Here is a 26,444-nt window from a genome sequence, read left to right on the forward strand (position 1 = left end):
CTGGCGACAGCGATATTCCCTCACAACGACAGATCGACGATCGACCGCCGCAGACACGGCGGCATGACGCATGCATCACCACGCCTTGCCAGCCCTGCGCTGCGCCGGGCTGGCCTTTGCCTGCCGCCTGCCGCATGCACGCCCGCCTGGCTCATCGCCACGCGCGGCCTGCTCTGCTTGCGCCATCAGGCGCCGATGACAGGGGCTCCGCTCAACCAGGCGGAGGCTATGCACATTCCATGAACACTCGAAGACCCAGCGCGCCCTGCCCGTTCGCCCGCGCCCTTGCCGGCGGGGACCGGCCACGGCGCTGATCCGAGGCCGGCAAGTCCAAGCGCTTGCCGGTGCGATGCACATCCTTCGTCCCCGGGACGAAGACCAACAAGAAAAGAAGCACGTCATGAATCTGAACCTGCTGAAAGAAACCTTTGCCAGCTTCATCCGCGCACGCGGCATGGATCGTCACTTCCGCCGCCTGGGCATGGACATGTTCCGCAGCGCCCCGGTCACCCGCGAAGTCCCGCAGACCCTGGCCGAACAACTGAGCGAGGCCTCCCGCAGCGAGGCACAGGCCCTGCTGCAGCGCCTGCAATCGCGCCCTGATGGCCTCACCGAGGCCGAAGCCGACGCCATCCGCGTCCACAGCGGCCCCAATGAAGTCGAACACGAAAAGCCGCTGACCTGGCCAGTCCACCTGTGGCACTGCTACAAGAACCCCTTCAACCTGCTGCTGACCCTGCTGGCGGCCGTGTCCTTCTACACCGAAGACATGAAGGCGGCCATCGTCATTGGCACCATGGTGGTGGTTTCCACGCTGCTGCGCTTCGTCCAGGAAGCCCGCTCCAACACCGCCGCCGACAAGCTCAAGGCCATGGTCAGCAACACCGCCACGGTGATGCGTCACGACCAGGTCGAGGAGATCGCCGCCGAAGCCCAGCGCTACTTCGACGTAACCCTGCATCCCAAGGGCGCGCGTCGCGTCGAAGTACCGATCCGCAATCTGGTGCCGGGCGACATCGTGCTGCTCTCGGCCGGCGACATGATCCCGGCCGACCTGCGCCTGCTGTCGGCCAAGGACCTGTTCGTCAGCCAGGCCGCAATGACCGGCGAATCGCTGCCGGTGGAGAAGTTCGTCACCCCCAGCAACCTCAACAACAGCAGCCCGCTGGAGCTGGACAACCTGTGCTTCATGGGCACCAACGTGGTCAGTGGTTCGGCCAGCGGTGTGATCCTGACCACCGGCAAGCGCACCTATTTCGGTGCCCTGGCCGAGCGCGTCACCGCCACCGACCGCACCCCCACTGCCTTCCAGGCGGGCGTGAACAAGGTCAGCTGGCTGCTGATCCGCTTCATGCTGGTGATGACCCCGGTGGTGTTCTTCATCAACGGCTTCACCAAGGGTGACTGGGTCGAGGCCTTCCTGTTCGGCCTGTCGGTGGCGGTGGGACTGACGCCCGAAATGCTGCCCATGATCGTCACCTCGACCCTTGCCAAGGGCGCCGTGGCGCTGTCGCGCAAGAAGGTGATCGTCAAGCGGCTCGATGCGATCCAGAACTTCGGCGCCATGGACGTGCTGTGTACCGACAAGACCGGCACCCTGACCCAGGACAAGATCTTCCTGGAACGCCACACCGACATCCACGGTGAGCCCGATGACGAAGTGCTGCAGTACGCCTACCTCAACAGCTACTACCAGACCGGCCTGAAGAACCTGCTGGACGTGGCCGTACTGGAACACGCCGAGTTGCAGCGCGAGATGTCGATCGCCTCGGCCTATCGCAAGGTCGATGAGATTCCCTTCGACTTCCAGCGCCGCCGCATGTCGGTGGTGGTCTCCGAGCGCGAAGACCACCATGAGCTGATCTGCAAGGGCGCGGTGGAAGAGATCGTCTCGGTCTGCTCGCACGCCCGCGTGAACGGCCAGATCGTACCGCTCACCGCCGAACTGCTGGAGGAAATCCGCGCCACCACCGGCAGCCTCAACGCCGAAGGCCTGCGCGTGGTCGGCGTGGCCGCCCGCGATCTGCCGCCGACCAAGGAGGTCTATAGCCTGGCCGATGAATCGGAGCTGGTCCTGATCGGCTACATCGCCTTCCTCGACCCGCCCAAGGAATCCACCGCACCGGCGCTGGCCGCCCTGCGCGCCCATGGCGTGAAGGTCAAGATCCTCACCGGTGACAACGAACTGGTGACTGCCAAGATCTGCCGCGAGGTCGGGCTGGAGGTCAAGGGCATGCTGCTCGGTTCCTATGTGGAAAAGATGAGCGACGCCGAATTGTCCGAAGCGGTGGAAACCGTAACCGTCTTCGCCAAGCTTTCGCCGGCCCATAAGGAGCGCATCGTGCGCGTGCTGCATGACCGTGGCCATGTGGTCGGTTTCATGGGCGACGGCATCAACGACGCCCCGGCCCTGCGCGCGGCCGACATCGGCATCTCGGTCGATACCGCCGTCGATATCGCCAAGGAAGCGGCCGACCTGATCCTGCTGGAAAAGAGCCTGATGGTGCTCGAAGAAGGCGTGCTGGAAGGCCGCAAGACCTTCGCCAACATGCTGAAGTACATCAAGATGACGGCCAGCTCCAACTTCGGCAATGTCTTCTCGGTATTGATCGCCAGTGCTTTCCTGCCCTTCCTGCCGATGCTGCCCCTGCATCTGCTGGTGCAGAACCTGCTGTACGACGTCTCGCAGATCTCGATCCCCTTCGACAACGTCGACAAGGAGTTCCTGGAAAAGCCGCAACGCTGGGATGCCGGCGACATCGGTCGCTTCATGGTCTTCTTCGGTCCGATCAGCTCGATCTTCGACATCAGCACCTTCGCACTGATGTGGTTCGTCTTCGGCGCCAGCTCGCCGGAACACCAGACCCTGTTCCAGTCCGGCTGGTTCATCGAAGGCCTGCTCTCGCAGACCCTGATCGTGCACATGATCCGCACCCGTCGCATCCCCTTCTTCCAGAGCCGCGCCTCCTGGCCGCTGATGGGAATGACGCTGGTGATCATGGCCATCGGCATCGCCATCCCGATGACGCCGCTGGCGCACTACTTCAAGCTGGAAGCGTTGCCACTGACCTACTTCCCGTGGCTGGTGGTAATCCTGGTGGCCTATGCGGTGCTGATCCAGGCGATGAAGGGCTGGTATGCGCGGCGGTATGGCTGGCAGTAGGTTCGGTCGCGGCCAGCAAAAAGGCAGTTCAATGAAACTGATGCCACGCTAAGGTCCCCATTCAATTCCACAAAGACGGCGATGCGCGCTTGACGTGTGCATCGCCGTCGTCTTTATTGCACTGCGCTTCGATGGCTTCTGCCGCGGCAAAAACACATCATTTATCGAAGCAATTCAACAGACGTCGCGCTGGCGCCATGCAACCATCTGCGCTTTCCCGATCTGGCCCTGCTTGAACCGCATCTGCTTTCCACGGGAAACCATCCCCTCCCGTAGAAAGACTGGCATGCATCGACACAACATCGGCTGGGCAATCCCCACCCCTCAGCCACAGCCCCACCGCATCCTGCAATTCTCGTCTGCCCCACGGCGCAGCCTTTCCTGAGCATCCCACATCAAGCGACGCATGGACCGCACTGTCCAGCGGCGCAACCAACTGGAGCGCCCTCCTCGCCCGGCTCGACCACGTCGATTACCGGCAGATGGAAGAGCTCCACCGTCTCATGTCCCCATCCAGAGGAGCAGCACGATGACCAACTGTAATTTCTGCCACAAGAAAGGCCTGCTGATCTACCCGGTCCGCTACGCCGTCGCCAGTCCATATGGCGCGGAGGGCGTACCGGGGCTATCCGGCAATTTCCGCATCGAAGACGCACCCCAGGCCGCAGGCGCCGCCAAGTACACCCTGCGTGCGCTGCGCCCCGGCTATCTCTATACCTATGACGAGCGGCGCCAGCGGCTCAAGGCCTATGTCGTCCTCCCCAGCGGGCATCTGTGGAACTACCCGCTGGAATACAACACACCCCATCCCTCGACAATCCGGTTCGCCTGTATCGAAGCCAGCGAAGTCGTACGTGCCTATTGCGTCGACATCGAGCACACCGATGCCGACCCCGCAGGTAACTTCTGGATAGGCTGGTCCAATGTGCAGTGGACCAGGACCCTGATCAAGAAAGTCAGCGATGCAAGCTGGCGCAAGAAACACATGCGCTGCATCGCCATCCCCGCCCTGCTGGCGGGCAGTGCGGTGCATACCGGCGAATTCAGCGCCTGCGCGGAGAAGGTCTCGCATTTCGCTGCCAATCCGGAGGCCATGAAGAAGGCCTTTTCATTCAGCAACACCCCCGTCGATTTCGAGAGCCTGAAATACGCCACCAAGGCGCGCTTCAACGGCATCATGGCGCAACAGGAACCCCACTTCAAAGGCTACATCGCCGCCCTCAATGACCCGGTCGGCATGACCAACGACTTCAGCGAACTGACCGTACCGGGATTGCAGGCAGGATTTGATGAAAAGGTGCATCAATCCAAAGTCATCGCTGACATCCTGGCCATGACCGAACAACACGTACGTCGTGAAGCCCGTGACGACGTGAACCTCGACGACACGATCGACGAGGTAAGCAAGCATCATCCCGATGGCAATCTCTACGCTGGGTTGAAGGGGTGGATGGCCGTCTTCAAGGCGGGTGGGCTTGAGCGCTACGAGAAGAAGCAACAAGAGAAAAGAAGGAAATACGGCATCGACAAGGCCGGTCGGCAAGAGGCCGCCGCAGACGAGGCCTGGCATGATCTGACCCATGACAATGGCAAGCCGACCCTGGACGAGAAGAAGCTGAAGGCCTTCCCCGCCATCTATGAAGCCGCGCTCAAGGAATTCGAACCACGCTACCTTCAGCTGGTGATGACCCATGTCGGCTGGCTCAGGAGCGAGCAACTGGCGAACTGGATGGAGGCTGTCCATGATGATGCCGATATCCGCAGCGGCTATGCCTACAACGAATCGGTATCGCAATGCATCGGCCATGCTGTCTGCACCCAGCCTTGCATCGACCAGCTCACCAGCTGGATCTCGGACGAAAATCTGAAAAGCCCGCGCAACCTGTACGGCCGTGCATTGCTATACAACCAGGCCGACATCATCGCTGCGACGGAGCCGCAGCTCAAGGGCAGCGATATCCAGGTTGAGAACATCCTCAACATCTACAAAGGCGCCATCGACCGACTTCACGATCCGCAGCAGGCCACGCAATTGATTGATCACCTGGCACTAACGACCGGCAATGTCATCAGCCGCTCTCTTGTCAAAGGCGGCCAGAGCATAGCCCGTTCGCTGGCGATGCTTCACCTGAAATTGCTGGCCGGCGGCAGCCTCAAGGTCAGCAATGCAAGTGCTACCGATATAGCTCGATGGGCCATCACCCAGGCACAAGAGCAAGGCATCAAACTTGACACCCATCGGCGGCAGACCAGGGCGGACGCCCGTGCCGAGGCACGTAGTGCGGTCAGGCGTGCGAAGGCGACCACAAACGTTATCGCTTATGAACTCGATATTCCCAGGCTGGAAAAGGAGGGACGTATCGCTCCCGGGACGATCAAGGGCATGGGGATTCCGGGTATCGCGATGGCGCAGAAGTGGCTTGGCTCCTCGTCACCTCGGGATTTCAGGCTGGGGGTGGTGACCATCATTGTGCAGATGACGGCACTCAATTTTGCGATGGAGGATCTGGCTAACAACGATCAGTTCAACCAGGAGGAGACGAGAGTCAAGGCCACCGTAGCGATCCTTAGCTTAAGTGCGACCATCGTCGAGACGGTTGCGGTGACCGTAGAAAAATCAGTGGAACATCCGCTGGGGGCCTTCATCCGAGGCCAATGGCGAGTTGAACTCAAACTCGCGAGAAAATTCACGGTTGGAGCGCGAATAGCCGGAATGCTGGTGGGAATTCTCAGCGGCGTATTCGATATTGTGGTGAGTGCCCCGGCAGCACGCAATAGCGGTAACGAACTACTTTCGACCTTATACAACGCCAGCGGCACCTTAAGCATCGGCATTGCTATAGGTGCCTATTATTCAATTGGCGCAATCTTCTGGCCTTTTCTTATTCTTTCATTCGGTATCGCAATCACTATTGCTTACGTGAACAATAGCGCGTTGAAGAACTGGATTGCTCGATGTGAATTCAGCGCCGGGGAAAAATATATTTCATTTGATACCCAACTAAAGGCATTTTACGAGGCAATTGGAGCTTAAAGAGTGGATGAACGCACATTTCAATTTAAGGCTGGCAAGCCCATTCCCATCTGGGATCTCAACCATCGGTTGCCCATCGATAGAGCTGTCGGACCAGAGTGCAAAGATACAGGCACCATTTTCAGAATTAACTCTTCCTTTATGGATGCAACAGATCAGCCCTACAAGGATAGACAGTGGCAAGCCGGCGGCGTGACGACAGCATGCATAGGAGTACTCGCTATCCTGTATCTTGCAGGAATCATCATGCTGGATGATATCAAGAGCAGTACCACCTATCTGGTCACCAACTTCCTTATCATGACGGGATCTATTTTTGGTTTCAGCTACTGCATTTTGAAGTTCGGAAGGGACGAATTTTTTTCGCTAAAGCGTCGCCCCATTCGGTTCAACCGAAAGGAAAAAAAAATTTACGCGATTCGCCGCCGTAGGTTCTTCTCTAAGCCAGGACAAGGGGATATCACATGGGAAGTTCCTTGGGACGAAAACGCCATCTTCTGCATCCACCGAGGATTCTCCAACAACAGTCCGGTCTATCACATCCGCCATTACGAAGTGGATGAAGACGGTAACGTCCTGCGTGCTTTTGCCATCGGCCGAAAATGGGAGGAGCAGGAGAACCTGCAAGGCCTGCTATCCCAATGGAACTACTGGTGCTGGTACATGAACCATGGACCAGCCGAATTACCCAAGCCGCCATTGTTTTTCAGCGAACGCGAGAGCATGCGAGAAAGCTTCCTCTTCTGCCTGTACGATTTTGGCACACAGGCGAGTGTTCGCTACCGTATCGCGATGATGCCGTACATCCTGCTCATGACCGGCTACCGCTTGCTAGCGCTCTGGACTTGCCGCGATCCGGTCTGGCCACAGGCAGTAAAGGACGTCAGCCTCATTGAACCTGACGACCCCTACGATGAGCCACGCGGGAATACTCCAATTGGCTGGGGCGACACCGTGCTTGCCACGCAGCGAGGCGATTATCCTGACGATCCGAAAATGGAAATCAAAGATTGGAAAGGCGAAGCTGACCCCGCGCTGAATGCCTTGCTTTGGGCAAAAGATGTACCACCCAAATGTTGACCTTTGCGTGATCCGGATATTTCGAGTAGCGAAAACGAAAAACCCTGCCAGTTGAACGGCATTGGCGCCCCGAAGCCAATGCCGGTTCTTCCAAGTCTGCCCCGTCTCGAAGGGAAAATATCGGTACGGCTCAACGGCGCGGCAAGCGCACCGTCACCATGGTCTGCACCTGGTCATCGGAGGTCATGCTGATGCTGCCGCCATGTGCCTTGACGATCTGCTGGGCGATGAAGAGACCCAGTCCCAGGCCTTCCTTGCGTCCGATCTCGCGCTCGCCACCGCGGAAGGGATCGAAGATCACCGGCAGCAGCGCCTCCGGGATCACGCCGCGATTGGCGATCACCATCACCACCTCGTGCTCGCTGCGTCCATCGATGCCGATGCAGACCGGATGGCCTGGCTCGCCATGCTGCAGGGCATTGCCCAGCAGGTTGGCCGCTACCTGGCCCAGGCGGTCGCCGTCCCAGTAGCCATTGTCGTCACCCTCGATGCGACGTTCGATGACGCTGCCCGGATACGTGGCCTGGTATTCCTGCACCACCCGCTCGGTGATCTCGCCCAGGCAGGCACTGGCGCGCACCAGCGGAATGCCGCCTGCCAGGCGGGCGCGGGCCAGGTCCAGCATGTTCTCGATCAGCTTGGCCATGCGCTTGCCGCCGTTGAGGATCTGCTGCGAGGCCTTTTGCGCCACCTCTTCCTTGTAGGTCCGCTGCATCAACGTGGCCGCCATCACCACGGCACTGAGCGGATTGCGCAGATCGTGGCCGAGGATGGCGACGAACATCTCGTTCATGCGCAAGGTCTCGGTGCGCGCCCGCAGTTCCAGCGCCAGTTGCTGCTTCTGACGATACAGCTGGAAGAACACCTCCGCCTTGTTGCGCAGGATGTGCGGTTCGATGGGCTTGTAGAGAAAATCCACCGCGCCACTCTCGTAACCCTTGAACAGACGGCGTTCGTCGCGCACGCCAGCCGTCACGAAGATCAGCGGCACGTTGCGGGTACGCTCGCTGCCGCGGATCAGTTCGGCCAGTTCGAAGCCGTCCATGACCGGCATCTGTACGTCAATGAAGGCCAGTGCCACCTCGTGCTGCAGCAGCAGCTCAAGGGCTTCCATGCCCGAGCGCGCCAGCAGCAGTTCGACATCGTCACGCTGAAGCAGCGCCGACAAGGCCAGCAAGTTTTCTTCGAGATCATCGACCAGCAGGAATTTCACCCGTGGCAGGTCTCTTTGTTTCTGTTGTTCTATCACCTGCGTTCCTTTTCCTGGTCATTCCCCTGTACGCCTACGGTACGCAGCAGATCGGCAATCTGCGAGAGCGTGAGCACATGGTCGATCTTGCCCAGCGCCAGTGCCTGCGCCGGCATGTAAGGCACCTGCGCCTGTTGCGGGCTTTGCACCACCGTCATGCCGCCGGCGCGACCGATGGCCTGCAAGCCGGCCGCGCCATCGTGGTTGCCACCGGTGAGGACAATGCCCAGCAGCCGCTCGCGGTAGACATCGGCAGCCGACTCGAACAATACGTCGATGGCCGGTCGCGAAAAGTTGACCAGTTCATCATTGGACATGGCCAGCAAGGGCCCTTCCTCGCCGCGGTCGACCAGCAGATGATAATCCGGCGGCGCAAAATGGATCACGCCGGGCTGGGCTGGCAGCTTGTCCTGCGCTTCCACCACCGGCTGGGCACAACGGTCGGCAAAGATCTGCGGCAGCAGGCTGGGCCGTTCGCGCGGCAGGTGCAGCACCACCATGGTCGCCACTGCCGCGCCGCGACGCAGCGCCGGGAGGATTTCCGAGAGCGCCTCTACGCCGCCGGCGGAGGCACCGATGACCACGGCCTCGATGTTGCGGCCCTCCAGCGAAGGCAAGGCGACGGTACTCACAGCTCGCCCTTCTTCTGGAACAGGCGTTCCTCGCGGTCCACCTCGTCGAAGGCCACGCCATGCGAGGAGAAGCGCAGCGACTCCTTCGAGCCCAGGCCGAGGAAGCCCTTGCGCACCAGCGATTCGCGGAACAGCCCGAGGGCGCGCTCCTGCAGATGGCGGTTGAAATAGATCAGCACGTTGCGGCAAGACACCAGGTGCATCTCTGCAAACACACTGTCGGTGGCCAGGCTGTGGTCGGAAAAGACCACATTCCGGCGCAAAGACTTGTCAAACACGACGGCACCATAAGCCGCCGTATAGTAATCCGAAAGCGAAGTCCTTGCTCCGGATTTCTGGTGATTGCTGGTGAAGCCGGGAATGCGGTCCAGCTCGTAGACGCCGGCCTCGGCCTTCTTGAGCGCAGTCTGGTTGATGTCGGTGGCGTAGATGATGCTGCGTTCAAGCAGGCCTTCCTCGCGCAACAGGATGGCCAGGGAATAGACTTCCTCGCCACTGCTGCAGCCGGCCACCCAGATCTTCAGCGAGGGATAGGTGCGCAACAGCGGCATCACCTTCTCGCGCAGCGCCTTGAAGTAGCCAGGATCGCGGAACATCTCGCTGACCTGCACCGTGAGGTAGTCCATCAGCGCCGGGAAGACGGTGGCATCATGCAGCACCTTGTCCTGCAGCTGCGAGAGGGTGTCGCAGCCGAAACGGATCATGGCCGTGGCCAGGCGACGCTTCAGGGAGGCGCCGGCATAGCCGCGAAAATCGCAGTGATACTTCAGGTAGATGGCGTCCAGCAGCAACTGCATCTCGATATCGAAATGCCGGTTGGCCAGGGCCTGGTTTATTTGGGCATCCATACACGTACCAGGGACAGCAGTTTTTCCACATCCAGGGGCTTGGCGATGTAATCGTTGGCGCCGGCGGCCAGGCATTTTTCCTGGTCATCCTTCATCGCCTTGGCGGTCAGCGCGATGATGGGCAGGCGCTTCCAGATGGCCTGCTTGCGGATCTCGCGCATGGCGGTCAGGCCGTCCATCTCCGGCATCATGATATCCATCAGCACCAGGTCGATGACGGCGCCGGGCTTGTCCTGGCTACGTTGCAGCGCATCCAGGGCCTCCCGGCCGTTACGGGCGATCTCGACCTTCATGCCCTTGGGCTCCAGCACCGAGGAAAGCGCAAAGATGTTGCGCACATCGTCTTCCACCACCAGGATGCGGCGGCCTTCGAAGACCGTCTCGCGGTCGCGCGCCACCTTGAGCAGGCGCTGGCTTTCCGGCGGCAGTGTGGTTTCCACCTGGTGCAGGAACAGCGTCACCTCGTCCAGCAGGCGCTCCGGCGAACGCGCATCCTTGATGATGATGGAGCGCGAGAAGCGGCGCAGGTTCTGCTCTTCCTCGGCCGAGAGCGAGCGGCCGGTATAGACGATCACCGGCGGGAAGGCCACATGCTCCTGCTCGGCCATCTTTTCCAGCAACTGGTAGCCGGACAGGTCGGGCAGGTTCAGGTCCATCACCATGCAGTCGAAGGTGGTCTCGCGCAGGCGCGCCAGGGCGTCCGTGGCAGTACGCACACCGACCAGGTTGATGTTCTCGCCGGCCAGCAACTGCCGGATGCTGTCGAGCTGGCGGGCATCGTCCTCGACCACCAGCACATGCCGCAGGCCTTGCAGGAACTTGGCTTCCAGCTTGCGGATGGCGCCGATCAGTTCTTCGCGCTGCACCGGCTTGAGTGCGTAACCGATGGCGCCGCGCTCCATGGCCTCTTGCGAATAGTCGGCCACCGACACCACGTGCACCGGGATGTGGCGGGTCTTGGGATTGCGCTTGATCTGGTCCAGCACACCCAGACCGGAGAAGTCGGGCAGGTTCATGTCCATCAGGATGGCGCTGGGACGATACATCTCGGCAGCGGCCACGCCTTCGTTGGCGGAGTGCGTGACGACGCACTGGAAACCCATCTCATGGGCCAGGTCGCGCAGGATCATGGCGAAGGCCGGATCGTCCTCGATCACCAGGATCAGGCGTGCAGTGGCCTCGATCCGGTGGCGGTCGTCGTCGATGGCGATCTCCTCCAGGCGTGTCGGTGTGGCAGCCGTCGCCGAGGCACTGGCAACGCGCACGTCCGGCGCCGTGGCCACCTGGGCCGCCTGCAGTGTCGAGGCTGCGGCAGCGGCATTTGCCGACTTCGGCGTCGTCGCCGGTGCACGCAGGATGGCTTGGTCACCGCTGTAGACCTGCGGCAGCGAGAGCGTAAAGATGCTGCCCTCGCCCGGCCGGCTCTGCACGGTGATGTCGCCACCCAGCAGGTGGGCCAGGTCACGCGAGATCGACAGGCCCAGACCGGTGCCGCCGTACTTGCGGTGGGTGCTGCCATCGGCCTGGCGGAAGGCTTCGAAGATGAACTGATGCTGGTCCTCGCCAATGCCGATACCGGTATCGCGCACGGCGAAGGCGATGCGGTTCTGGGCGTCGGCATAGACGCGCAGGCTGACCTCACCCTTCTCGGTGAACTTGATGGCGTTGGAGAGCAGATTCTTGAGGATCTGGCCCAGGCGCTGCATGTCGGTTTCCATGCGCTGCGGCACGCCCGGCTCCACGTCCACCTTGAAGCCCAGGCCCTTCTGCTGGGCGGTCATGGCGAAGCTGGCCTTGAGTTCCTCGGCCAGCTTGGTCACCACGAAGGATTCGGAGACGATATCGAGCTTGCCGGCCTCCATCTTGGAAAGGTCGAGGATATCGTTGATCAGCGCCAGCAGGTCGTTACCGGCCGATGAAATGGTCTGGGCGAAGCGCACCTGTTCGTCGGTCAGGTTGCCCTGTTTGTTGTCGGCCAGCAGCTTGGCCAGGATCAGGGTGGAGTTCAGCGGGGTGCGCAGTTCGTGGCTCATGTTGGCCAGGAACTCGCTCTTGTACTGGTTGGCGCGCTCCAGTTCGGTGGCCTTGTCCACCAGCACCACCTGGGTCTTGGCCAGGTCGTCCTTCTGCAGTTCCAGCAACTGGGCCTGCTCTTCCAGCTGGGCATTGGTTTCCTCCAGCTCGGCCTGCTGGGTTTCCAGGCGCAGCTGCGAGGCCTTCAGGGCCTGTCCCTGCTCTTCCAGTTCTTCATTGTTGACCCGCAGTTCCTCCTGCTGGGCCTGTAATTCCTCGGACTGGCGCTGGGTCTCTTCCAGCAGTTCTTCCAGGCGGGTGCGGTCCTTGGAGGAGCGCACGGCGATGGCGATCTGGTCCGACAGGCGGGCCAGCAATTCTTCTTCCTCGGCGCGCACCCGGCGCAGGAAGCCGAGCTCGAACACGGCCTGCACCGTGCCATCCACCGAGGCCGGGACGATCAGCAACTCACGCGGCTGATGACGCCCCACGGCCGAGGAGACGGTGAGATAGTGCTCAGGCACATCCTTGACATGCATGGCGCGATTGAGCTTGGCCGCCTGGCCCAGCAGACCCTGGCCGTCCCGCAGATTGGGCTGGATCTGCTGCTCGCCCTCATCTTCCAGGGCATAGGCTGCGAAGCGCTGGAAATCGCCGCCATCGGTGCGCAGGTAGATGGCGCCGACCTGCGCGTTCAGGTAGGCCGTGAGGAAGGCCAGCGTGTTTTCGCCCAGGGTGCTCAGGCGCTGCTCGCCCTGCAGGCGCTCGGCCAGGCCCATCTGTCCGGCGCGGATCCAGGTCTGCTTCTCCCGCGAACGATAGTCGCGCGAGGTGGTGACGGCAGCAGCGGCGATCAATACCAGCAGCAGGGCCGAACCACCCCAGGCCACGGCGGTGGAAAAGGCGACTGCATCACGCCAGTCGGACTGACGTGCGGTCAGCAGGTCGCGCTCCTGCTCTTCCATGTCGCGGGTCAGGGTGCGCACGCGGTCCATGGACATCTTGCCGCGATCCGATTGCACCACCGCCAGCGCGCCAGCGGCATCGCCATTGCGGCGTCGGGTGATGGTCTCGGCCAGTTCTTCCATCTTGTCGTTGACCACCCGTTCCACCTGCGACAGGCGCTTGACCTGGTCGGGGTTGTCGACGATCAGCTCGCGCAGGCGCGTGATCTCGCCCGGCAAGGCGGCCCGCGCCTGGTTATAGGGACTGAGATAGCTTTCGGTGCCGGTCAGCAGGAAGCCGCGCTGGCTGGTTTCGGCATCCTTGAGGGTGGAGACCAGATTCTGCAACTGCTCGCGCACCTGCATGGTGTGCGAGACGGCATTGGCCGCTTCCCCCCGGCTGACCGAGGCTTCGTAGGTGAACAGGGCGATCAGGACGACCGCCACGATCGCCACCGAAAACCCGATCAAGGGTCCCATCGGTAGTGGTGGGCCGGAAAATGCGCCCTTGCCCTGGCGCTTCAACATGGCAATACGTTCTTCTGCTTGGCTGGAATAAACCCGCACGGTGCGCTCCGTTGTTCGAATCGTTGGTCGAGCTGCGGGGGTTCTTTGCCCCCCTCCCCTGGTCTTGCCTTTTGCCACACGGAAAGCCGGCCATTATACGGTGGCCTTCCGGTTCACGCTGCGCCCGGCCCGGGATTGCCCGGGACTGCCTGAGGCTGCATGAACCCGGCTAGGACAGGCGCCCGCCGGTTCGGTTCCATTGCGCTGACATCCTGGCGCCGACAACCAGTGGCGCCGGTCGGCTCAGTTGCCGGCCAGGCCGGCAGCGATATTGATGGACAGGCCGATGATGGCGGCATTGAAGATGAAGCAGATCAGCGAATGGACCAGCACCGACTTGCGCAGCGAGCGCGAAGCCACGCCGACATCGGAGGTCTGCACCGCCACGCTGATGGTGAAGGCGAAATAGAGGAAGTCCCAGTAGTCGGGATTACGCTGCCCCTCGGGAAAGCGCAGCGGCAGGGCGTCGGGATCGTCATCATCGGCATAGAACAGCCGCGCATAGTGCAAGGTGAAGATGGTCCCGATCAGGGCCCAGGAACCGAAGACGGTGGAGGCCGTGAAGGCATACCGCAGCAGGCGCCCGCCCTCGCTGTGGTGGCTGCCCCCGGCCAGTTCCAGCAGGATCGCCAGCAGGCTGGCGATGGCCGCCACGCAGACCATGACCAGCACCACCTGGGCGCTTTCATCCTCGGTTTCGGCCAGGCGCTTGACGGCCTTGGCATCGGCTCGCACCATCATCAGCCACAGGCTGAAAAGATAGAACCAGACACCGGCGTTCCAGCCGATCAGGCATCGACTGATCCAGGTGGAGGCAGGAATGAAGACGGCGGCGACAATACCCACAGCCATGCCGATCAGCAAGCGTGGGTGGACCTGGACGATGTGGCGGGCGACGGACATTGTTATTGTTGGGCTGGTGCGTGAAGCCGCGGTGGCGTGCAATGGGCAGGACATTAGCATGCCCTGCCCCGCCCGGCCAGCGCCCTGCCGCCTTTGCGCCCTAGCGGCTGGGGAACAGACGCGCCAGGCGCACCGCTTCCTCGAAACTGGACAAGCCGGTCAAGGCCATGGTGTTGATGGTCATCGGCCCCTCCACCCTGGCCACGTTGGTGACACGACCTTCCAGCACGGCCGCCAGCTGGCGGCCCATGAATTCCCGCGAGGCTGCCGCCAGCCTGGCCGTCCCGACCGGCGAGAACTGCAACACCAGAATGGCGCGACCGGCGGCGTCCTTCTGCGCGCTGGCGCGCTGCACGTCGCTGGCATCCAGGGCCACGCGCGGCGCAAGGTAGATGTCGCCGCCCGGGGGATCGCTGATCTGCGCCTTGATCCAGCCCTGGGTCGGCACCGTGGTAGCGCCGCGCAGCTCGAACAGGGTCGAGGAAGACGGCGCCGCACCACCCTGCATGCCGCTGGAGGCGCAACCGGCCAGCACCAGTGCGGCACCGGCGGCCGCGCCCAGCAGCAGGGTGCGGCGGCGCGGCGATGCCAGATACAGGGCACCGGGGGTGAGGGAGAACTCGGGGGCGCTCAAAATTCGTGCTCCTTCAAGGCGCGCTGGGCGCGTTCGCGGGCGCTGGCCAGCGCCTCTTCCTCGGTCGGGAAGAGGCCCACGGGAATATAGGTCTCGGCGATCTCGGGCTCGCGCGCCAGGCGCACGAAGACCTGCGCCTCGAATCCCTCGTCGGGCTTTTCCACCGCTTCATAGCGGGCGATGTGGGTACCGCTTTGCAGGACCTTGTCCGTCATGTTGCCTCCTGGATTGTCACGAAGAAGGTGTTTAGACAGAACCGGGAGAGCGAGGTTCGGAGGCGGCGCAAGGGGCCCCTGCCATCAGCCAGCCAGCGGGAAGCGCACTGTAAAGAGCGTGCCCAGCCCGTGCTCGCCGCTATCAACGCTGATCACGCCGCCATGGTCATGCGCGATCTCGCGCACGATGGCCAGGCCCAGGCCGCTGCCGGCCACCTTGTCGTTGGCGCGGTAGAAGCGGTCGAAGATGAGCTCGCGATGCTCGGGCGCAATACCCGGCCCGGAATCCTCTACCGTCAGCACGGCGGCACCATCCTGCTCCAGGCAACGGACGGTGACCGTGCCATGCGGGGGCGAATAGCGCACAGCGTTATCGATGAGGTTGTCGATCAGGTCGCTCAGGAGGAAGCGGTCGCCCCGCATGCGCGCCGGCTGCAGGTCGAAGCCGAGGTCGATGCGCTTCTTGTCGGCCTCTTCGATGAAGTGCTGGACCGACTCTTCCAGCAGCTTGTCCAGCGACAGCTCTTCCAGCTTGCGGCTCTCGAAGAGCCCCGGCTCGGAACGCGCCAGGGCCAGCAACTGGCGACTCTGGCGGATCATGCGTTCCACCGAGGAATTCATCATCGCCAGGGACCGGGCCGTATCGGGCTGATCCTGATGCTTGTCGTGCAGCAGCTCCAGTTGCAGCTTGAGCCCCGTGAGGGGGGTGCGTAACTGGTGGGCGACATCGGCCATGAAGTTCTGCTGTGCCTGCTCACCCTTGTTGATGCGCGCCATCAGTTCATTCATGGCCACGATCAGCGGCTGCAGTTCGACCGGTGCGCCGGTGCCATCGATGGCGCCCAGCTTGCCATGACCGCGTTGCTCCAGGTTGCGCTGCAGGCTCTTGAGCGGGCGCAGGCCGCGCCGCACGGCAATCAGCACCACCGACAACGAACCGAAGGTCAGGGCGCCGTCCAGCAACAGGAAGGACAGCAGAATGGTGTAGTGCGCCCGGTCGCGCTTGCGGATGGTCTCGGCCACCGCCACCGAAATGATGCCGTTCTTGACGCGCACCTGCATGGCGGCGATGCGCACCGGCTCGCCGCGCATCTCGCCATCGAAGTTGATGGGACGGTCGAAGACATCACTTTCCGGCAAGCGGGGAAAACCCTTGTCGCCCACCACGATCTGGCCTTCGGTATTGCGCACGGCGAAGAAGGTGGTGTCGGAGTGGTTGCTGCGCAGGATCTGCTCGGCCTGCTGGGTCAGTTCGGCGGTGGTGCGTTCCTGCCGGTGGCGCACCTGGGCGTACAGACCCCAGGTGGAATCCATCAGGTTCTGGTCGAAGGCGTGCTGGGCCGGCAGCCAGGCCAGCCAATAGGTCAGGCCGGCGCCGACCAGGTTGAGCAACAGCAAGGGCGCGATCAGCCACTTGAGCAGGTCGCGCCGGATGCTGGCGTGGGTCGGCGATGGACTGGCCGCGGCGGTGTCGGACATGCGCTGCCGGCCGGGATCAGGTCTCGCTCTTTTCGAGCATGTAGCCAAAGCCGCGGATGGTGCGGATCACCACCCCGGAGTCGGCGATCTTGAGGCGGATGCGCGAGACGTAGACTTCCACCGCGTTGATGGTGAAATCCTCGCCCCAGGGCAGTACGGCGTCGATGATCTGCTGCTTGGAGACCACCCGCGAGGCGTGCTGCATCAGGTATTCCAGCACCGTCCATTCGCGCAGGGACAGCTCGATCTTGCGACCATCGATGTCGGCGCGCTTGGTGGCGTTGTCCAGCGACAGGCCGCCCACGGTCAGCTGTGCCGGCTGCGGCGCGCTGCGGCGGATCAGCGCCTTGATGCGCGCCACCAGCTCGGGCGTGGCAAAGGGCTTGACCAGGTAATCGTCAGCGCCCAGCTCCAGGCCGTGTACGCGGTCGGGGATGGTGTCACGCGCCGTCAGCAGCAGCACCGGGGTATTGTTGCCGGCCGCACGCATGCGCCGCAGGACCTCGAAACCATCGATGCCGGGCAGGCCGATGTCCAGCACCAGCACGGCCGCATTGAAACGCTGCGACAAGGCATCGTGGCCGTTGTTGACGGTATGCACGGTGAAACCATGCGAATTGAGCACACGCGACAGGCCGTCGGTGAGCACCGGGTCGTCTTCGACCAGCAGAACATTCATAGGAACTTCGAAAGAGAAAAAACAGCGCAAAACCTCTGCGTGACGCTGCATCGTATTGCAGCCGCGCCAATGCTGCAAATCGGGGATTGCCCGAGACAGCCCGGGGCCGGCAGGCGGTGTTACTTTTTTGTCACACTCAGTTTGACGTCAGCTTGCTGACAGTCATTTGTCAGCTTGCCTCCTTAATCTTGCGACCGGTGCCCGTGAATAAAAATCATTGGCATACAGAACAACAATACTGGTCATCAGCCAGCCAAACGGTCTTCCATGTCGAAGGACGGAGTAGCCAGCCATTGGAGCCAATCCGGCGCGAGCCGGATTGGCTTCTCGTTTCTCTACTCCACTCTCCTCGACACGAACATGAACCGTCTCACGCCGATCGCCGCCGCATTGCTGGCCACCTTTGCGGCTCCCCTGCCGCTGCTGGCGCAACAGACTGCGCCCGCTTCTGCATCCACCTCTGCATCCACTTCTGCGACCGCCAGCAACCAGCTGGCCCCGGTCACGGTGGAAGGCCGCCGCGACGATTTCGCCAGCACCGGCACCGCCATCAGCAAACTGCCCGCCGACCTGCACGACGTGCCGCAATCGGTGACGGTGGTCAACAAGGCGCAGATGCAATCGCAGGGGGTGAGCTCGCTGGCCGACGCGCTGCGCAATGTATCCGGCATCACCCTGGGTGGCGCCGAGGGCGGCCAGATCGGCAACAACATCAACTTGAACGGTTTCTCGGCGCGTACCGACATCTACCTGGACGGCTTCCGCGACCGTGGCCAGTACTACCGCGACACCTTCGCCATCGAGGAAGTGGAAGTGCTGATGGGCCCGTCCTCGATGCTCTTCGGACGGGGCTCCACCGGCGGCATCATCAACCAGGTCAGCAAGAAGGCCAACCTGAAGACGGCCACCGAAGTCTCGGCCTCGGTCACCACCAACGGCCTGGTGCGCAGCACCGCCGACGTCAACCGCACGCTGTCGGATACCTCCGCCCTGCGCATCGAAGCCATGGCCCAGAACGGCGCGGCCAGCACCCGCAACCAGACCGACGTGCAGGACTTCGGCCTGGCCGGCTCCTACGTCTGGGGCATCGGTACGTCCACCGAGATCACTCTCTCGGCCCTGCTGCAGCACAACCACGACCAGCCCGATTACGGCCTGCCGCCGCTGAACGGCCATCCCGTCAATGTCGACCGCAACACCGCCTATGGTCTCAACAGCGACCGCACCAACCAGGACGTGGCCTCCTTCAATGCCGGCATCAAGCACAAGATCGCTCCCGACGTGACCTTGCGCAGCCAGACGCAGTTCAACTACGTGCATACCGATGCCGTGGAAACCGCGCCCAATACCATCGGCACGGTCTCTTCCAGCGGCTTCACGGCGCTGACCAATGCCACCAGCAACCTGCCGCTATCCAGCCTCTACGTGCGCGGCCAGAGCCATGACCGCGACATCCGCGACTACTCCATCTTCAACCAGACCGAACTGGCGGCCAAGTTCGCCACCGGGAGCATCAAGCACGATGCCCTGGTGGGCGTGGAAGTGGGTCATGACGGCTACGACAACCAGAACTACTACCGCAACGGCAGCTGCAACGGCCGCTCTCTGAATGCCGCAGGCGCCACCACCGGCTACATGGATTGCGTCAGCGTCGTCAGCCCCAGCTACAGCGCTGCCGGCAGCAGCGTGGCCGATACTGCCGGCAACCACGCCGGTGGCAGTGCCAACACCATCGCCGCCTATGTGGGCGACACCATCGAACTGGTGCCGCAGTTCAAGCTGGTCGGCGGCCTGCGCTATGACCGCTACATCGCCAGCATCAGCAACTCGATCAACGCCGGCAACACCTCAGGCTCCACCGCACTGGCCTCGGCCGACCAGACCGTCAATTTCCTGAGCGTGCGCTCGGGCGCGATCTGGCAGCCCAGCGCAGCGCAGGCCTACTACGTCTCGTATGGCACCTCGTTCAATCCCTCGCTGGAACAACTGACCGGTACCCTGGGCCAGCAGAACCTGGATCCGGAAAAGAACCGCTCCTATGAGGTGGGCGGCAAATGGGACCTGGACAATGGCCTGGCCCTGAGCGCAGCGGCCTTCCAGATCACCAAGGAAAACGCCCGCAGCCTGGTCACCACCGGCGTCTATGCCCTGGCCGGCACGGTCCGCGTGAACGGTGCGCGCGCCGGTGCTACCGGTCGCATCACGCGTGACTGGCAGATCGCCGCCAACTACACCTACCTGGATGCCCAGGTCATCGGCGGCGCCGTGGGCGATACCTCGGTCGGCAAGGTGCCGGTCAATACGCCCAAGCACACCCTCACCACCTGGACCACCTACGACCTGGCCCCGCACTGGCAGGTCGGCGGCGGCGCGACCTACATGTCGCAGCGCTATGCCAATGCCACCAACACGGTGCAAGTCGGTGGCTACACCCGCTATGACGCCATGCTGGCCTACACCACCAAGGCCTATGACATCCGCCTGAACCTGTACAACCTGACCGACAAGATGTATTACGATGCGCTGATCCAGTCCGATGGCGGTCGCTCGGTCCCGGGTTCGGGTCGTACCGCGTTACTGTCGCTGACCTATCGCATGTAAGGCAGAAGGAAACCGATGCTCATCACCGTCCCCCAGTTGCTCGACCCGGCCACCCTGCAGACGGTACGCGGCCTGCTGGAGGCCGCCGGTCCGGCCTGGGTGGATGGTCGCGTGACCGCCGGTTACCAGGGCGCGCCGCTGAAGTTCAACCAGCAGATCGACGAGCGTGCCGAGGTAGCCCTGCAGTGTCAGCACCTCATCGTGGCGGCGCTGGAACGGCATCCGCGCTTCATCAGCGCGGCGCTGCCCAACCTGATCTACCCGCCCATGTTCAACCGCTATGGCGAGGGCATGGGCTTCGGGGCGCACGTGGACGGCAGCGTGCGCATCCATCCGCACACGGGCCGCAAGCTGCGTACCGATGTCTCGGCCACCTTGTTCCTGGCCGACCCGGCCGAGTATGACGGGGGTGAATTGCAGATCGAAGACAGCTACGGCATGCACAGCGTCAAGTTGGCCGCTGGCGACATGGTGCTCTACCCGGCCACCAGCCTGCACAGCGTGACCCCGGTTACGCGTGGCGTACGCATGGGCTGTTTTTTCTGGGTGCAGAGCCTGGTGCGCGACGATGGCCAGCGCCAGATGCTGTTCGAGATGGACAATGCCATCCAGCGCCTGAACCAGACCGATGCCGACGCCCAGGCGCGGCGCACGCTGGTGGGCTGCTACCACAACCTGCTGCGGCAGTGGAGCGATACCTGAGCGCTGCCGATCTGCCCATCCTTGCGGTCTTTACTTGAAATAACGCGGGTCCATCCGGCGAAACACCCAGGCTGAGACCAGGGTGATCACGCCCACGATCACGAAGGTGATCTGGAAGCTGGCATTGGTGGCCGCCCCCTCGGGGCTCTTGAAGGCATTGACCATGGTGCCGCCGATGGTCACGCCCAGACCGATGGCCAGCATCTGCACCATCGAAAAGAGACTGTTGCCGCTACCCGCATCATCCTTGCGCAAGCCCTTGAGGGTGACGCTGTTCATGGCCGCAAACTGCATCGAGTTCGATGCACCGAAGACGGCCAGTTGCACGATGGCCGCCGCCAGTGGCCAGCCCGGCGTGATCAGGGCGAAGGACACGATGGACACGCCCACGATGGCGGTATTGACCAGCAGGAAGCGGTCATAGCCATGGCGCTTGACCAGCGGTGCGATCCACGGTTTGGCGATGGTGCCGGCGATGGCCGCCGGCAGCAGCAGCATGCCCGCATGCAGGGGCGAATACCCCAAACGCACCTGCAGCAGCAAAGGCAACAGGAAAGGCACGGCCGATGAGCCGATGCGACAGACCAGGTTGCCGGCCAGACCGATGCTGAAATTGGGCTCACCGAACAGGCCCAGCCGGAACAGCGGCCGCGCATGGCCGCGCGCATGCCACCAGTAGCCCAGCACGGTGGCCGCCGCCAGCAGGAACAGGGCCGCGCTCCAGGCTCCGCGCTGCGTATCGAAGGGCACATCCAGTGCCAGCGAGAACGCCACCATGCAGGCCGACAGCAAGGCACAGCCCAGCAGGTCGAAGCGCGGCGTATCGGCCAGGCTGTCATCGGGCAGGAAGCGCAGCACCGCCGCCATCCCGACTACGCCGATGGGCACATTGATCAGGAATATCCAGTGCCAGGACAGGCTTTGCACCAGCCAGCCGCCCAGTACCGGCCCCACCACCGGCCCCAGTTGCCCGGCAATCGAGATCGAGGCCAGCGCAGCGATGTACTGCGCCCCCGGCACGGCCCGCAGCACCGCCAGGCGCCCCACCGGCAACAGCATGGACCCACCCAACCCCTGCACCACCCGCGCCGCCAGCAGCATCGGCAAAGTGGGTGCCACGGCACACAGGATGGAACCGACCACGAACAGCAGGATCGCTGCGAAGTACATGCGGCGCGTGCCGAAGCGGTCGGCCAGCCAGCCCGAGGCGGGCGTGAGCGAGGCCATCGTCAGGGTATAGGCCACCACCACCGGGTGCATGTTCAGGACCGGTTCTCCCAGGCTGCGTGCCATGGCCGGCAAGGCCGTGTTGACGATGGTGGTGTCCAGCGTCTGCATGAAGAAGCCGGAGGCGACGATCCACAGCAAGGCGCGCTGGGTGATCGGATCACTACGGGGATCACTGCCGGGATCATTCAGGGAAGAAGCGGCGGGAGACTCGCTCAGGCGTTGCGGCTGGTCGGCGGACATGGCGGAAGGCGGCTGAAAGAAGAAGGCAACACGACGGACGATGGACAATGCAATGACAAAAAGCGGCGGGGACACGAAACCGTGTCCCCGCATTACTTCATCATTCTAAGACTTTTATGGCCGGCCCATCAGAAGGCCTGCGGACGCCACTTCAGCAGGCGCCTTTCCACTGCGTGCAGCAACCAGTCCGCCGCCAGCGCCACTACCGCCAGCACGATCATGGCTGCGAACACGCCGCTGGCATTGAAGGCACCCTGGGCGGTGGAAATCAGCAGGCCGATACCCTGCTTGGAACCCAGGAACTCGCCCACCACCGCACCCACCAGCGCAAAGCCGAAGCTCACATGCAGGCTGGCCAGGATCCACGACAGCGCCGAGGGAATCACCACCGCCATGGTCACCTGACGGCGCGAGGCGCCCAGGATCTGGGCATTGGCGATCATGTAGCGGTCCGCCTCGCGCACGCCCTGGAAGGCGTTGGCAAACACCACGAAGAACACCATCACCACCGCCAGCGCCACCTTGGAGGCCATGCCGAGGCCGAAGGCGATGACGAAGATGGAACCCAGCACCACGCGCGGAATCGAGTTGGCGATCTGGATGTAGAGGCTGAACACATCCGAGAGCAGCTTGTTGCGACCGAGCACGATGCCGGCAATGACGCCGGCCACCGAGCCGATCAAGAAGCCCAGCACCGTTTCTTCCAGCGTGACCAGCACCTGGGTCCAGAGCGAGCCCTGGGACGTGCCTTCCACCATCCAGTCATAGATCTGGATCACGATCAGCGAAGGCTGGGAAAAGAAGAAGGGATCGATCCAGCCGATGCGGGCGCAGACTTCCCAGCCACCCAGCACGATCACCAGGATGGCGATACGCAGGCCGATGACCAGGTTGCGGCGGCCGCGAATCTTGCGCTGCGCCTCGGCTTCGACGGCGGCGATATCCATCGTCGCGGCGGAATGGCTTGCTTGTGCTTGTGTCATGTTGCTCACCTGTTGTCGGATTTCGTTATTCAGATTCGTTGTCGGGAAAGGTCGCTGGTGGCTACCTGGTGCCAGATGCCTGATCCCTCAGGCGATATGGACTTCCTCGCGCAGATCGGCCCAGATGCGGCGCGAAATGTCGATGAAGCGCTGCTCGTAGCGCACCTCTTCCATCACGCGCGGACGCGGCAGGTCGATGGGATAGACGCTCTTCAGGGTGGCCGGGCGGGCGGTCAGCACATAGACCTTGTCGGCCAGGGCGATGGCTTCCTCCAGGTCGTGGGTGACGAACACCACCGAGCCGGAATGGGCCGACCACAGGCGCAGCAGTTCGTCCTGCATCAGGGTGCGGGTCTGCATGTCCAGGGCCGAGAAGGGTTCGTCCATCAGCAGGATTTCGGGGCTGTTGATGAAGGTCTGGGCCAGCGCCACGCGCTTGCGCATGCCGCCGGAGAGCTGGTGCGGATAGTGGTCGCCGAACTTGTCCAGGCCTACGCGGCGTATCCATTCATCGGCCAGCGCATGCGCCTGGGCCTTGGACTGGCCACGGAACATGGGGCCGGCGGCGACGTTGTCGCGCACGCTGCGCCAGGGGAAGACGGCATCGTTCTGGAACACGAAACCGATGCGCGGATCGATGCCGTTGACCGGCTGCCCCATCACGCGCACTTCGCCCATGGTGGGCTTCAGCAGACCCGTGATCAGCGACAGCGTGGTCGACTTGCCGCAGCCGGTGGGGCCGACCACGGCCACGAATTCGCCCCGGGCCACGCTCATGGAAAAGTCGCGCAGGGCCACGGTAGCCTTGCCGTCGGCAGTGATGAAGCGGCAGGTCACGTTGCGCAATTCGATGGCTGGCGTTTCCTGGGCGGCGTTGCCGGCGGGGGTGAAGGCGTGCTGGTTGATCGCATTCATCGGATGGCTCTTTCGGGGCTGGAGGTTGAGTACCGCCCTGACGCGATATTTCGCATCATGGCGTCAAGCGTGGTTCGGAAAGCGGGACCGGCGACAACGCCGTCCCGGGGCTATCGGACGGAGTCCTATTTCACGGTGTCGACGAATTCATCCGTATAGGTCTTGGACAGGTCCACATGCTTGCCCTTGACGTTGGGATTGAATCCCGAGAGCACCGCCAGTACGGTTTCCGGCCCGCCCTTGGGCATCTTGCCGTCCTGCGAATACATGGGCAGCGAGTTGCTCAAGGCCTGCACGTACAGCGGCTTGTTGTTGCCGTAGTAGTCCTTGGGCATCTTGTCGGCGATCTGTTCGGCGCTGTGGGTGTTGATGAACTTGAGCGTCTTGACGAAGGCACGCGCCAGTTTCTGCGCATCGTCCTTGTGGCTGTTGAGCCAGCTGCGCTGCACATAGACGCTGGACGCCGGATACAGGCCACCCAGCGCCTTGACCGTGCCTTCCACGGTGCGCATGTCGATCAGCACCTGGGCGTCACCCGTCTTCAGCAATTGCGAGGCGGTCGGCTCGGTGGTCATGCCGGCATCAATGCGACCCTGCTTCATGGCAGCGATGAAGGTATTGTCCGCGCCCACTGGCAGCACCGAGAACTGCTTGGAGGTGATGCCATGGCGCGAGGCCAGGTACTGGGTCAGGAAGTTGGTGGACGAGCCCAGCCCAGTCACACCCAGGGTCTTGCCCTTGGCATCGGCCATGCTCTGGAAGTGCGGCGCGGCCTTGGTGGAGACCAGCTCCACCTCACCCGGCACCTGGCCCAGGATGGTGATGGCGGTGATTTCCTTGCCCTTGGTCTGCAGGTCGATGGAGTGGTCGTAGAAACCGACCACGGCCTGCACGGCACCGGCCAGCAGTTCGTTCTCGGCGTCGACGCCGGCCGGCTGCGACTGCAGCTCGACGTCCAGGCCCTCTTCCTTGAAGTAGCCCAGTTGCTCGGCCAGCTTGGCCGGCAGATAGACCATCTTGTTGATGCCGCCCACCATGATGGTGATCTTGGCAGCAGCCGAGGCCTGGCCGGGGAAAGCGGCCAGGGTTGCGCCGGCCACGGCCAGCGATAGCAAGGTTTGGCGAATGTTCTTGTTCACGATGTCTCCTGTTGGTCGAATCGGGGTGATGCGGATGCAGCGGATGCAGCGGATGCAGCGGATTCTAGGGTGTTCGGCGCGTGCGTGCAGGGAGGCCTTACTTCACCTGATCGACGAACTCGTTGGTATAGGTCTTGGACAGGTCGATGTTCTTGCCCTTGATGTTGGGGTTGAAGCCGGCCATCACCTTCAACACCTGTTCGGGGCCACCGGCGGGCATCTTGCCATCGGGTGAATACATGGGCAGCGACGCCTTCAGGGCCTGCACGTAGATGGCCTTGTTGCCGCCGTAGTAATCCTTGGGCATCTTGTCGGCGATCTCTTCGGCCGAATGGGTCTGGATGTACTTGAGAGTCTTGACGAAGGCGGTGGCCAGCTTCTGCGACTCGGCCTTGTGGCTGTTCATCCAGGAGCGATGCACGTAGACGCTGGAAGCCGGATAGAGCCCGCCCAGTGCGGCGCGGGTGCCATCGACACTGCTCATGTCCACCAGCACCTTGGCCGCGCCCGTGGACAGCAGGATGGAGGTGGTCGGTTCGGTGGTCCAGGCCACATCCACGCGCTTTTGCTTCATGGCGGCGATGAGCGTATTGCCGGCGCCGACCGGCAGCATCGAGTAGTCACCCGACTTCAGGCCGGCACGGCTGGCCAGGTACTGGGCCAGGAAGCTGGAAGACGAGCCCAGCCCGGTCACGCCCAGGGTCTTGCCCTTGAGGTCGGCCATGCTGCGCACGCTGTCGGCCAGGTCGGCGCGCACCATTTCCATGCCGCCCGGCACCAGCAACAACTGGGTGATGGAGGTGACTTCCTTGCCCTTGCTCTGCAGGTCGATGGAGTGGTCGTAGTAGCCGACCACGGCCTGCACGGCGCCGGCCAGCAGCTCGTTCTCGGCATCGACCCCGGCCGGCTGCGACTGCAGTTCCACGTCCAGGCCGGCTTCCTTGAAGTAGCCCAGGCTTTCGGCCAGCTTGGGCGGCAGGTAGATGAGCTTGTTGATGCCGCCAACCATGATGATGATCTTGTCGGCGGCATGGGCCTGTGGCGCGGCCAATGCCAGGGCGCAGGCGGTGATGGCAGTGGCGCCGGCGGCGATGAGAGTACGACGTAAAGGGGTGGCGCGGGCTGACGAAAACACACGAACGGCGTGACGCATTATGATTGCCTCCTGATTATGGGTGGGATGGTCTGTCGCCA

General features: G+C 62.8%; 19 protein-coding genes. 5 read left to right on the forward strand and 14 right to left on the reverse strand.

From position 1 onward, the window contains the following. Positions 1–400 precede the first annotated feature (400 nt). The 3 genes from mgtA to HWE04_RS17090 all read left to right on the forward strand — a co-directional run bounded on the left by mgtA (position 401) and on the right by HWE04_RS17090 (position 7,277). Positions 401–3,163 (forward strand): magnesium-translocating P-type ATPase, encoded by a 2,763-nt coding sequence (gene mgtA / locus HWE04_RS17080; protein ID WP_241813171.1) that lies wholly within the window; start codon positions 401–403, stop codon positions 3,161–3,163. Positions 3,164–3,692: 529 nt separating this feature from the next. Continuing rightward, positions 3,693–6,197, forward strand: coding sequence for a T6SS effector BTH_I2691 family protein (locus HWE04_RS17085; RefSeq protein WP_241813173.1), 2,505 nt, complete (start codon positions 3,693–3,695; stop codon positions 6,195–6,197). A 3-nt stretch (positions 6,198–6,200) separates the two neighbouring features. Beyond that, the gene (locus tag HWE04_RS17090; RefSeq protein WP_241813174.1) at positions 6,201–7,277 is read left to right on the forward strand and encodes a DUF6708 domain-containing protein; all 1,077 of its coding nucleotides are present in this window, start codon (positions 6,201–6,203) and stop codon (positions 7,275–7,277) included. A 130-nt stretch (positions 7,278–7,407) separates the two neighbouring features. On the opposite strand, the gene HWE04_RS17095 is transcribed toward HWE04_RS17090, so the two are convergent. The 9 genes from HWE04_RS17095 to HWE04_RS17135 form a co-directional block, all read right to left on the reverse strand. Then, positions 7,408–8,526 (reverse strand): hybrid sensor histidine kinase/response regulator, encoded by a 1,119-nt coding sequence (locus tag HWE04_RS17095; RefSeq protein WP_077238348.1) that lies wholly within the window; start codon positions 8,524–8,526, stop codon positions 7,408–7,410. Further along, entirely contained in the window at positions 8,523–9,158 is a 636-nt protein-coding gene (locus HWE04_RS17100; protein WP_241813176.1) for a chemotaxis protein CheB, read from the reverse strand. Before HWE04_RS17100 ends, HWE04_RS17095 begins: the two co-directional genes overlap by 4 nt. Then, entirely contained in the window at positions 9,155–10,006 is an 852-nt protein-coding gene (locus HWE04_RS17105) for a CheR family methyltransferase (RefSeq protein ID WP_006462836.1), read from the reverse strand. The genes HWE04_RS17100 and HWE04_RS17105 overlap by 4 nt, the downstream gene beginning before the upstream one ends. Continuing rightward, positions 9,991–13,491 (reverse strand): response regulator, encoded by a 3,501-nt coding sequence (locus tag HWE04_RS17110; protein WP_241813177.1) that lies wholly within the window; start codon positions 13,489–13,491, stop codon positions 9,991–9,993. The genes HWE04_RS17105 and HWE04_RS17110 overlap by 16 nt, the downstream gene beginning before the upstream one ends. 282 nt (positions 13,492–13,773) lie before the next feature. Then, positions 13,774–14,433, reverse strand: coding sequence for a DUF1345 domain-containing protein (locus HWE04_RS17115; protein ID WP_234294277.1), 660 nt, complete (start codon positions 14,431–14,433; stop codon positions 13,774–13,776). A 100-nt stretch (positions 14,434–14,533) separates the two neighbouring features. Continuing rightward, positions 14,534–15,067: a SecDF P1 head subdomain-containing protein gene (locus HWE04_RS17120; RefSeq protein WP_006462839.1), complete on the reverse strand. Its 534-nt coding sequence runs from the start codon at positions 15,065–15,067 to the stop codon at positions 14,534–14,536. After that, positions 15,064–15,282: a hypothetical protein gene (locus HWE04_RS17125; RefSeq protein ID WP_006462840.1), complete on the reverse strand. Its 219-nt coding sequence runs from the start codon at positions 15,280–15,282 to the stop codon at positions 15,064–15,066. The genes HWE04_RS17120 and HWE04_RS17125 overlap by 4 nt, the downstream gene beginning before the upstream one ends. Before the next feature lie 84 nt (positions 15,283–15,366). Further along, positions 15,367–16,761 (reverse strand): sensor histidine kinase, encoded by a 1,395-nt coding sequence (locus tag HWE04_RS17130; protein ID WP_241813178.1) that lies wholly within the window; start codon positions 16,759–16,761, stop codon positions 15,367–15,369. Between the two features lie 16 nt (positions 16,762–16,777). Further along, positions 16,778–17,440 carry a response regulator transcription factor gene (locus HWE04_RS17135; protein WP_006462842.1) on the reverse strand — a complete coding sequence of 221 codons (663 nt, stop codon included), beginning with the start codon at positions 17,438–17,440 and terminating at the stop codon, positions 16,778–16,780. 360 nt (positions 17,441–17,800) lie between these two features. Between HWE04_RS17135 and HWE04_RS17140 the strand changes: the two genes are divergently transcribed. Then, entirely contained in the window at positions 17,801–20,041 is a 2,241-nt protein-coding gene (locus tag HWE04_RS17140; protein ID WP_241813179.1) for a TonB-dependent receptor, read from the forward strand. A 15-nt stretch (positions 20,042–20,056) separates the two neighbouring features. Then, positions 20,057–20,743, forward strand: coding sequence for a Fe2+-dependent dioxygenase (locus HWE04_RS17145; protein ID WP_241813180.1), 687 nt, complete (start codon positions 20,057–20,059; stop codon positions 20,741–20,743). Between the two features lie 30 nt (positions 20,744–20,773). Here the strand turns inward: HWE04_RS17145 and mdtD are convergent, their stop codons facing one another. The 5 genes from mdtD to HWE04_RS17170 form a co-directional block, all read right to left on the reverse strand. Further along, positions 20,774–22,213: a multidrug transporter subunit MdtD gene (gene mdtD, locus HWE04_RS17150; protein WP_274620160.1), complete on the reverse strand. Its 1,440-nt coding sequence runs from the start codon at positions 22,211–22,213 to the stop codon at positions 20,774–20,776. Between the two features lie 128 nt (positions 22,214–22,341). Continuing rightward, positions 22,342–23,196 carry an ABC transporter permease gene (locus HWE04_RS17155; protein WP_077238355.1) on the reverse strand — a complete coding sequence of 285 codons (855 nt, stop codon included), beginning with the start codon at positions 23,194–23,196 and terminating at the stop codon, positions 22,342–22,344. A gap of 87 nt (positions 23,197–23,283) precedes the next feature. Continuing rightward, positions 23,284–24,111 carry an ABC transporter ATP-binding protein gene (locus HWE04_RS17160; RefSeq protein WP_006462847.1) on the reverse strand — a complete coding sequence of 276 codons (828 nt, stop codon included), beginning with the start codon at positions 24,109–24,111 and terminating at the stop codon, positions 23,284–23,286. A 125-nt stretch (positions 24,112–24,236) separates the two neighbouring features. Continuing rightward, a complete protein-coding gene (locus tag HWE04_RS17165; RefSeq protein ID WP_241813181.1) occupies positions 24,237–25,250 on the reverse strand; it encodes an ABC transporter substrate-binding protein in 1,014 nt (337 codons plus the stop codon). A gap of 97 nt (positions 25,251–25,347) precedes the next feature. Beyond that, positions 25,348–26,403, reverse strand: coding sequence for an ABC transporter substrate-binding protein (locus HWE04_RS17170; protein WP_102664217.1), 1,056 nt, complete (start codon positions 26,401–26,403; stop codon positions 25,348–25,350). Positions 26,404–26,444 lie beyond the last annotated feature (41 nt).

Source organism: Herbaspirillum sp. C7C2, from assembly GCF_022627865.1.
GTDB classification, from domain to species: domain Bacteria; phylum Pseudomonadota; class Gammaproteobacteria; order Burkholderiales; family Burkholderiaceae_D; genus Herbaspirillum; species Herbaspirillum frisingense.

What these genes read in the sequence shown, in the direction of transcription:
- mgtA (WP_241813171.1), top strand. Translation starts at nt 401, where the DNA reads ATGAATCTGAACCTGCTGAAAGAAACCTTTGCCAGCTTCATCCGCGCA.
- HWE04_RS17085 (WP_241813173.1), top strand. Translation starts at nt 3,693, where the DNA reads ATGACCAACTGTAATTTCTGCCACAAGAAAGGCCTGCTGATCTACCCG.
- HWE04_RS17105 (WP_006462836.1), bottom strand. Translation starts at nt 10,006, where the DNA reads ATGGATGCCCAAATAAACCAGGCCCTGGCCAACCGGCATTTCGATATC.
- HWE04_RS17110 (WP_241813177.1), bottom strand. Translation starts at nt 13,491, where the DNA reads ATGTTGAAGCGCCAGGGCAAGGGCGCATTTTCCGGCCCACCACTACCG.
- HWE04_RS17115 (WP_234294277.1), bottom strand. Translation starts at nt 14,433, where the DNA reads ATGTCCGTCGCCCGCCACATCGTCCAGGTCCACCCACGCTTGCTGATC.
- HWE04_RS17125 (WP_006462840.1), bottom strand. Translation starts at nt 15,282, where the DNA reads ATGACGGACAAGGTCCTGCAAAGCGGTACCCACATCGCCCGCTATGAA.
- HWE04_RS17130 (WP_241813178.1), bottom strand. Translation starts at nt 16,761, where the DNA reads ATGTCCGACACCGCCGCGGCCAGTCCATCGCCGACCCACGCCAGCATC.
- HWE04_RS17135 (WP_006462842.1), bottom strand. Translation starts at nt 17,440, where the DNA reads ATGAATGTTCTGCTGGTCGAAGACGACCCGGTGCTCACCGACGGCCTG.
- HWE04_RS17140 (WP_241813179.1), top strand. Translation starts at nt 17,801, where the DNA reads ATGAACCGTCTCACGCCGATCGCCGCCGCATTGCTGGCCACCTTTGCG.
- HWE04_RS17145 (WP_241813180.1), top strand. Translation starts at nt 20,057, where the DNA reads ATGCTCATCACCGTCCCCCAGTTGCTCGACCCGGCCACCCTGCAGACG.
- mdtD (WP_274620160.1), bottom strand. Translation starts at nt 22,213, where the DNA reads ATGTCCGCCGACCAGCCGCAACGCCTGAGCGAGTCTCCCGCCGCTTCT.
- HWE04_RS17155 (WP_077238355.1), bottom strand. Translation starts at nt 23,196, where the DNA reads ATGACACAAGCACAAGCAAGCCATTCCGCCGCGACGATGGATATCGCC.
- HWE04_RS17160 (WP_006462847.1), bottom strand. Translation starts at nt 24,111, where the DNA reads ATGAATGCGATCAACCAGCACGCCTTCACCCCCGCCGGCAACGCCGCC.
- HWE04_RS17170 (WP_102664217.1), bottom strand. Translation starts at nt 26,403, where the DNA reads ATGCGTCACGCCGTTCGTGTGTTTTCGTCAGCCCGCGCCACCCCTTTA.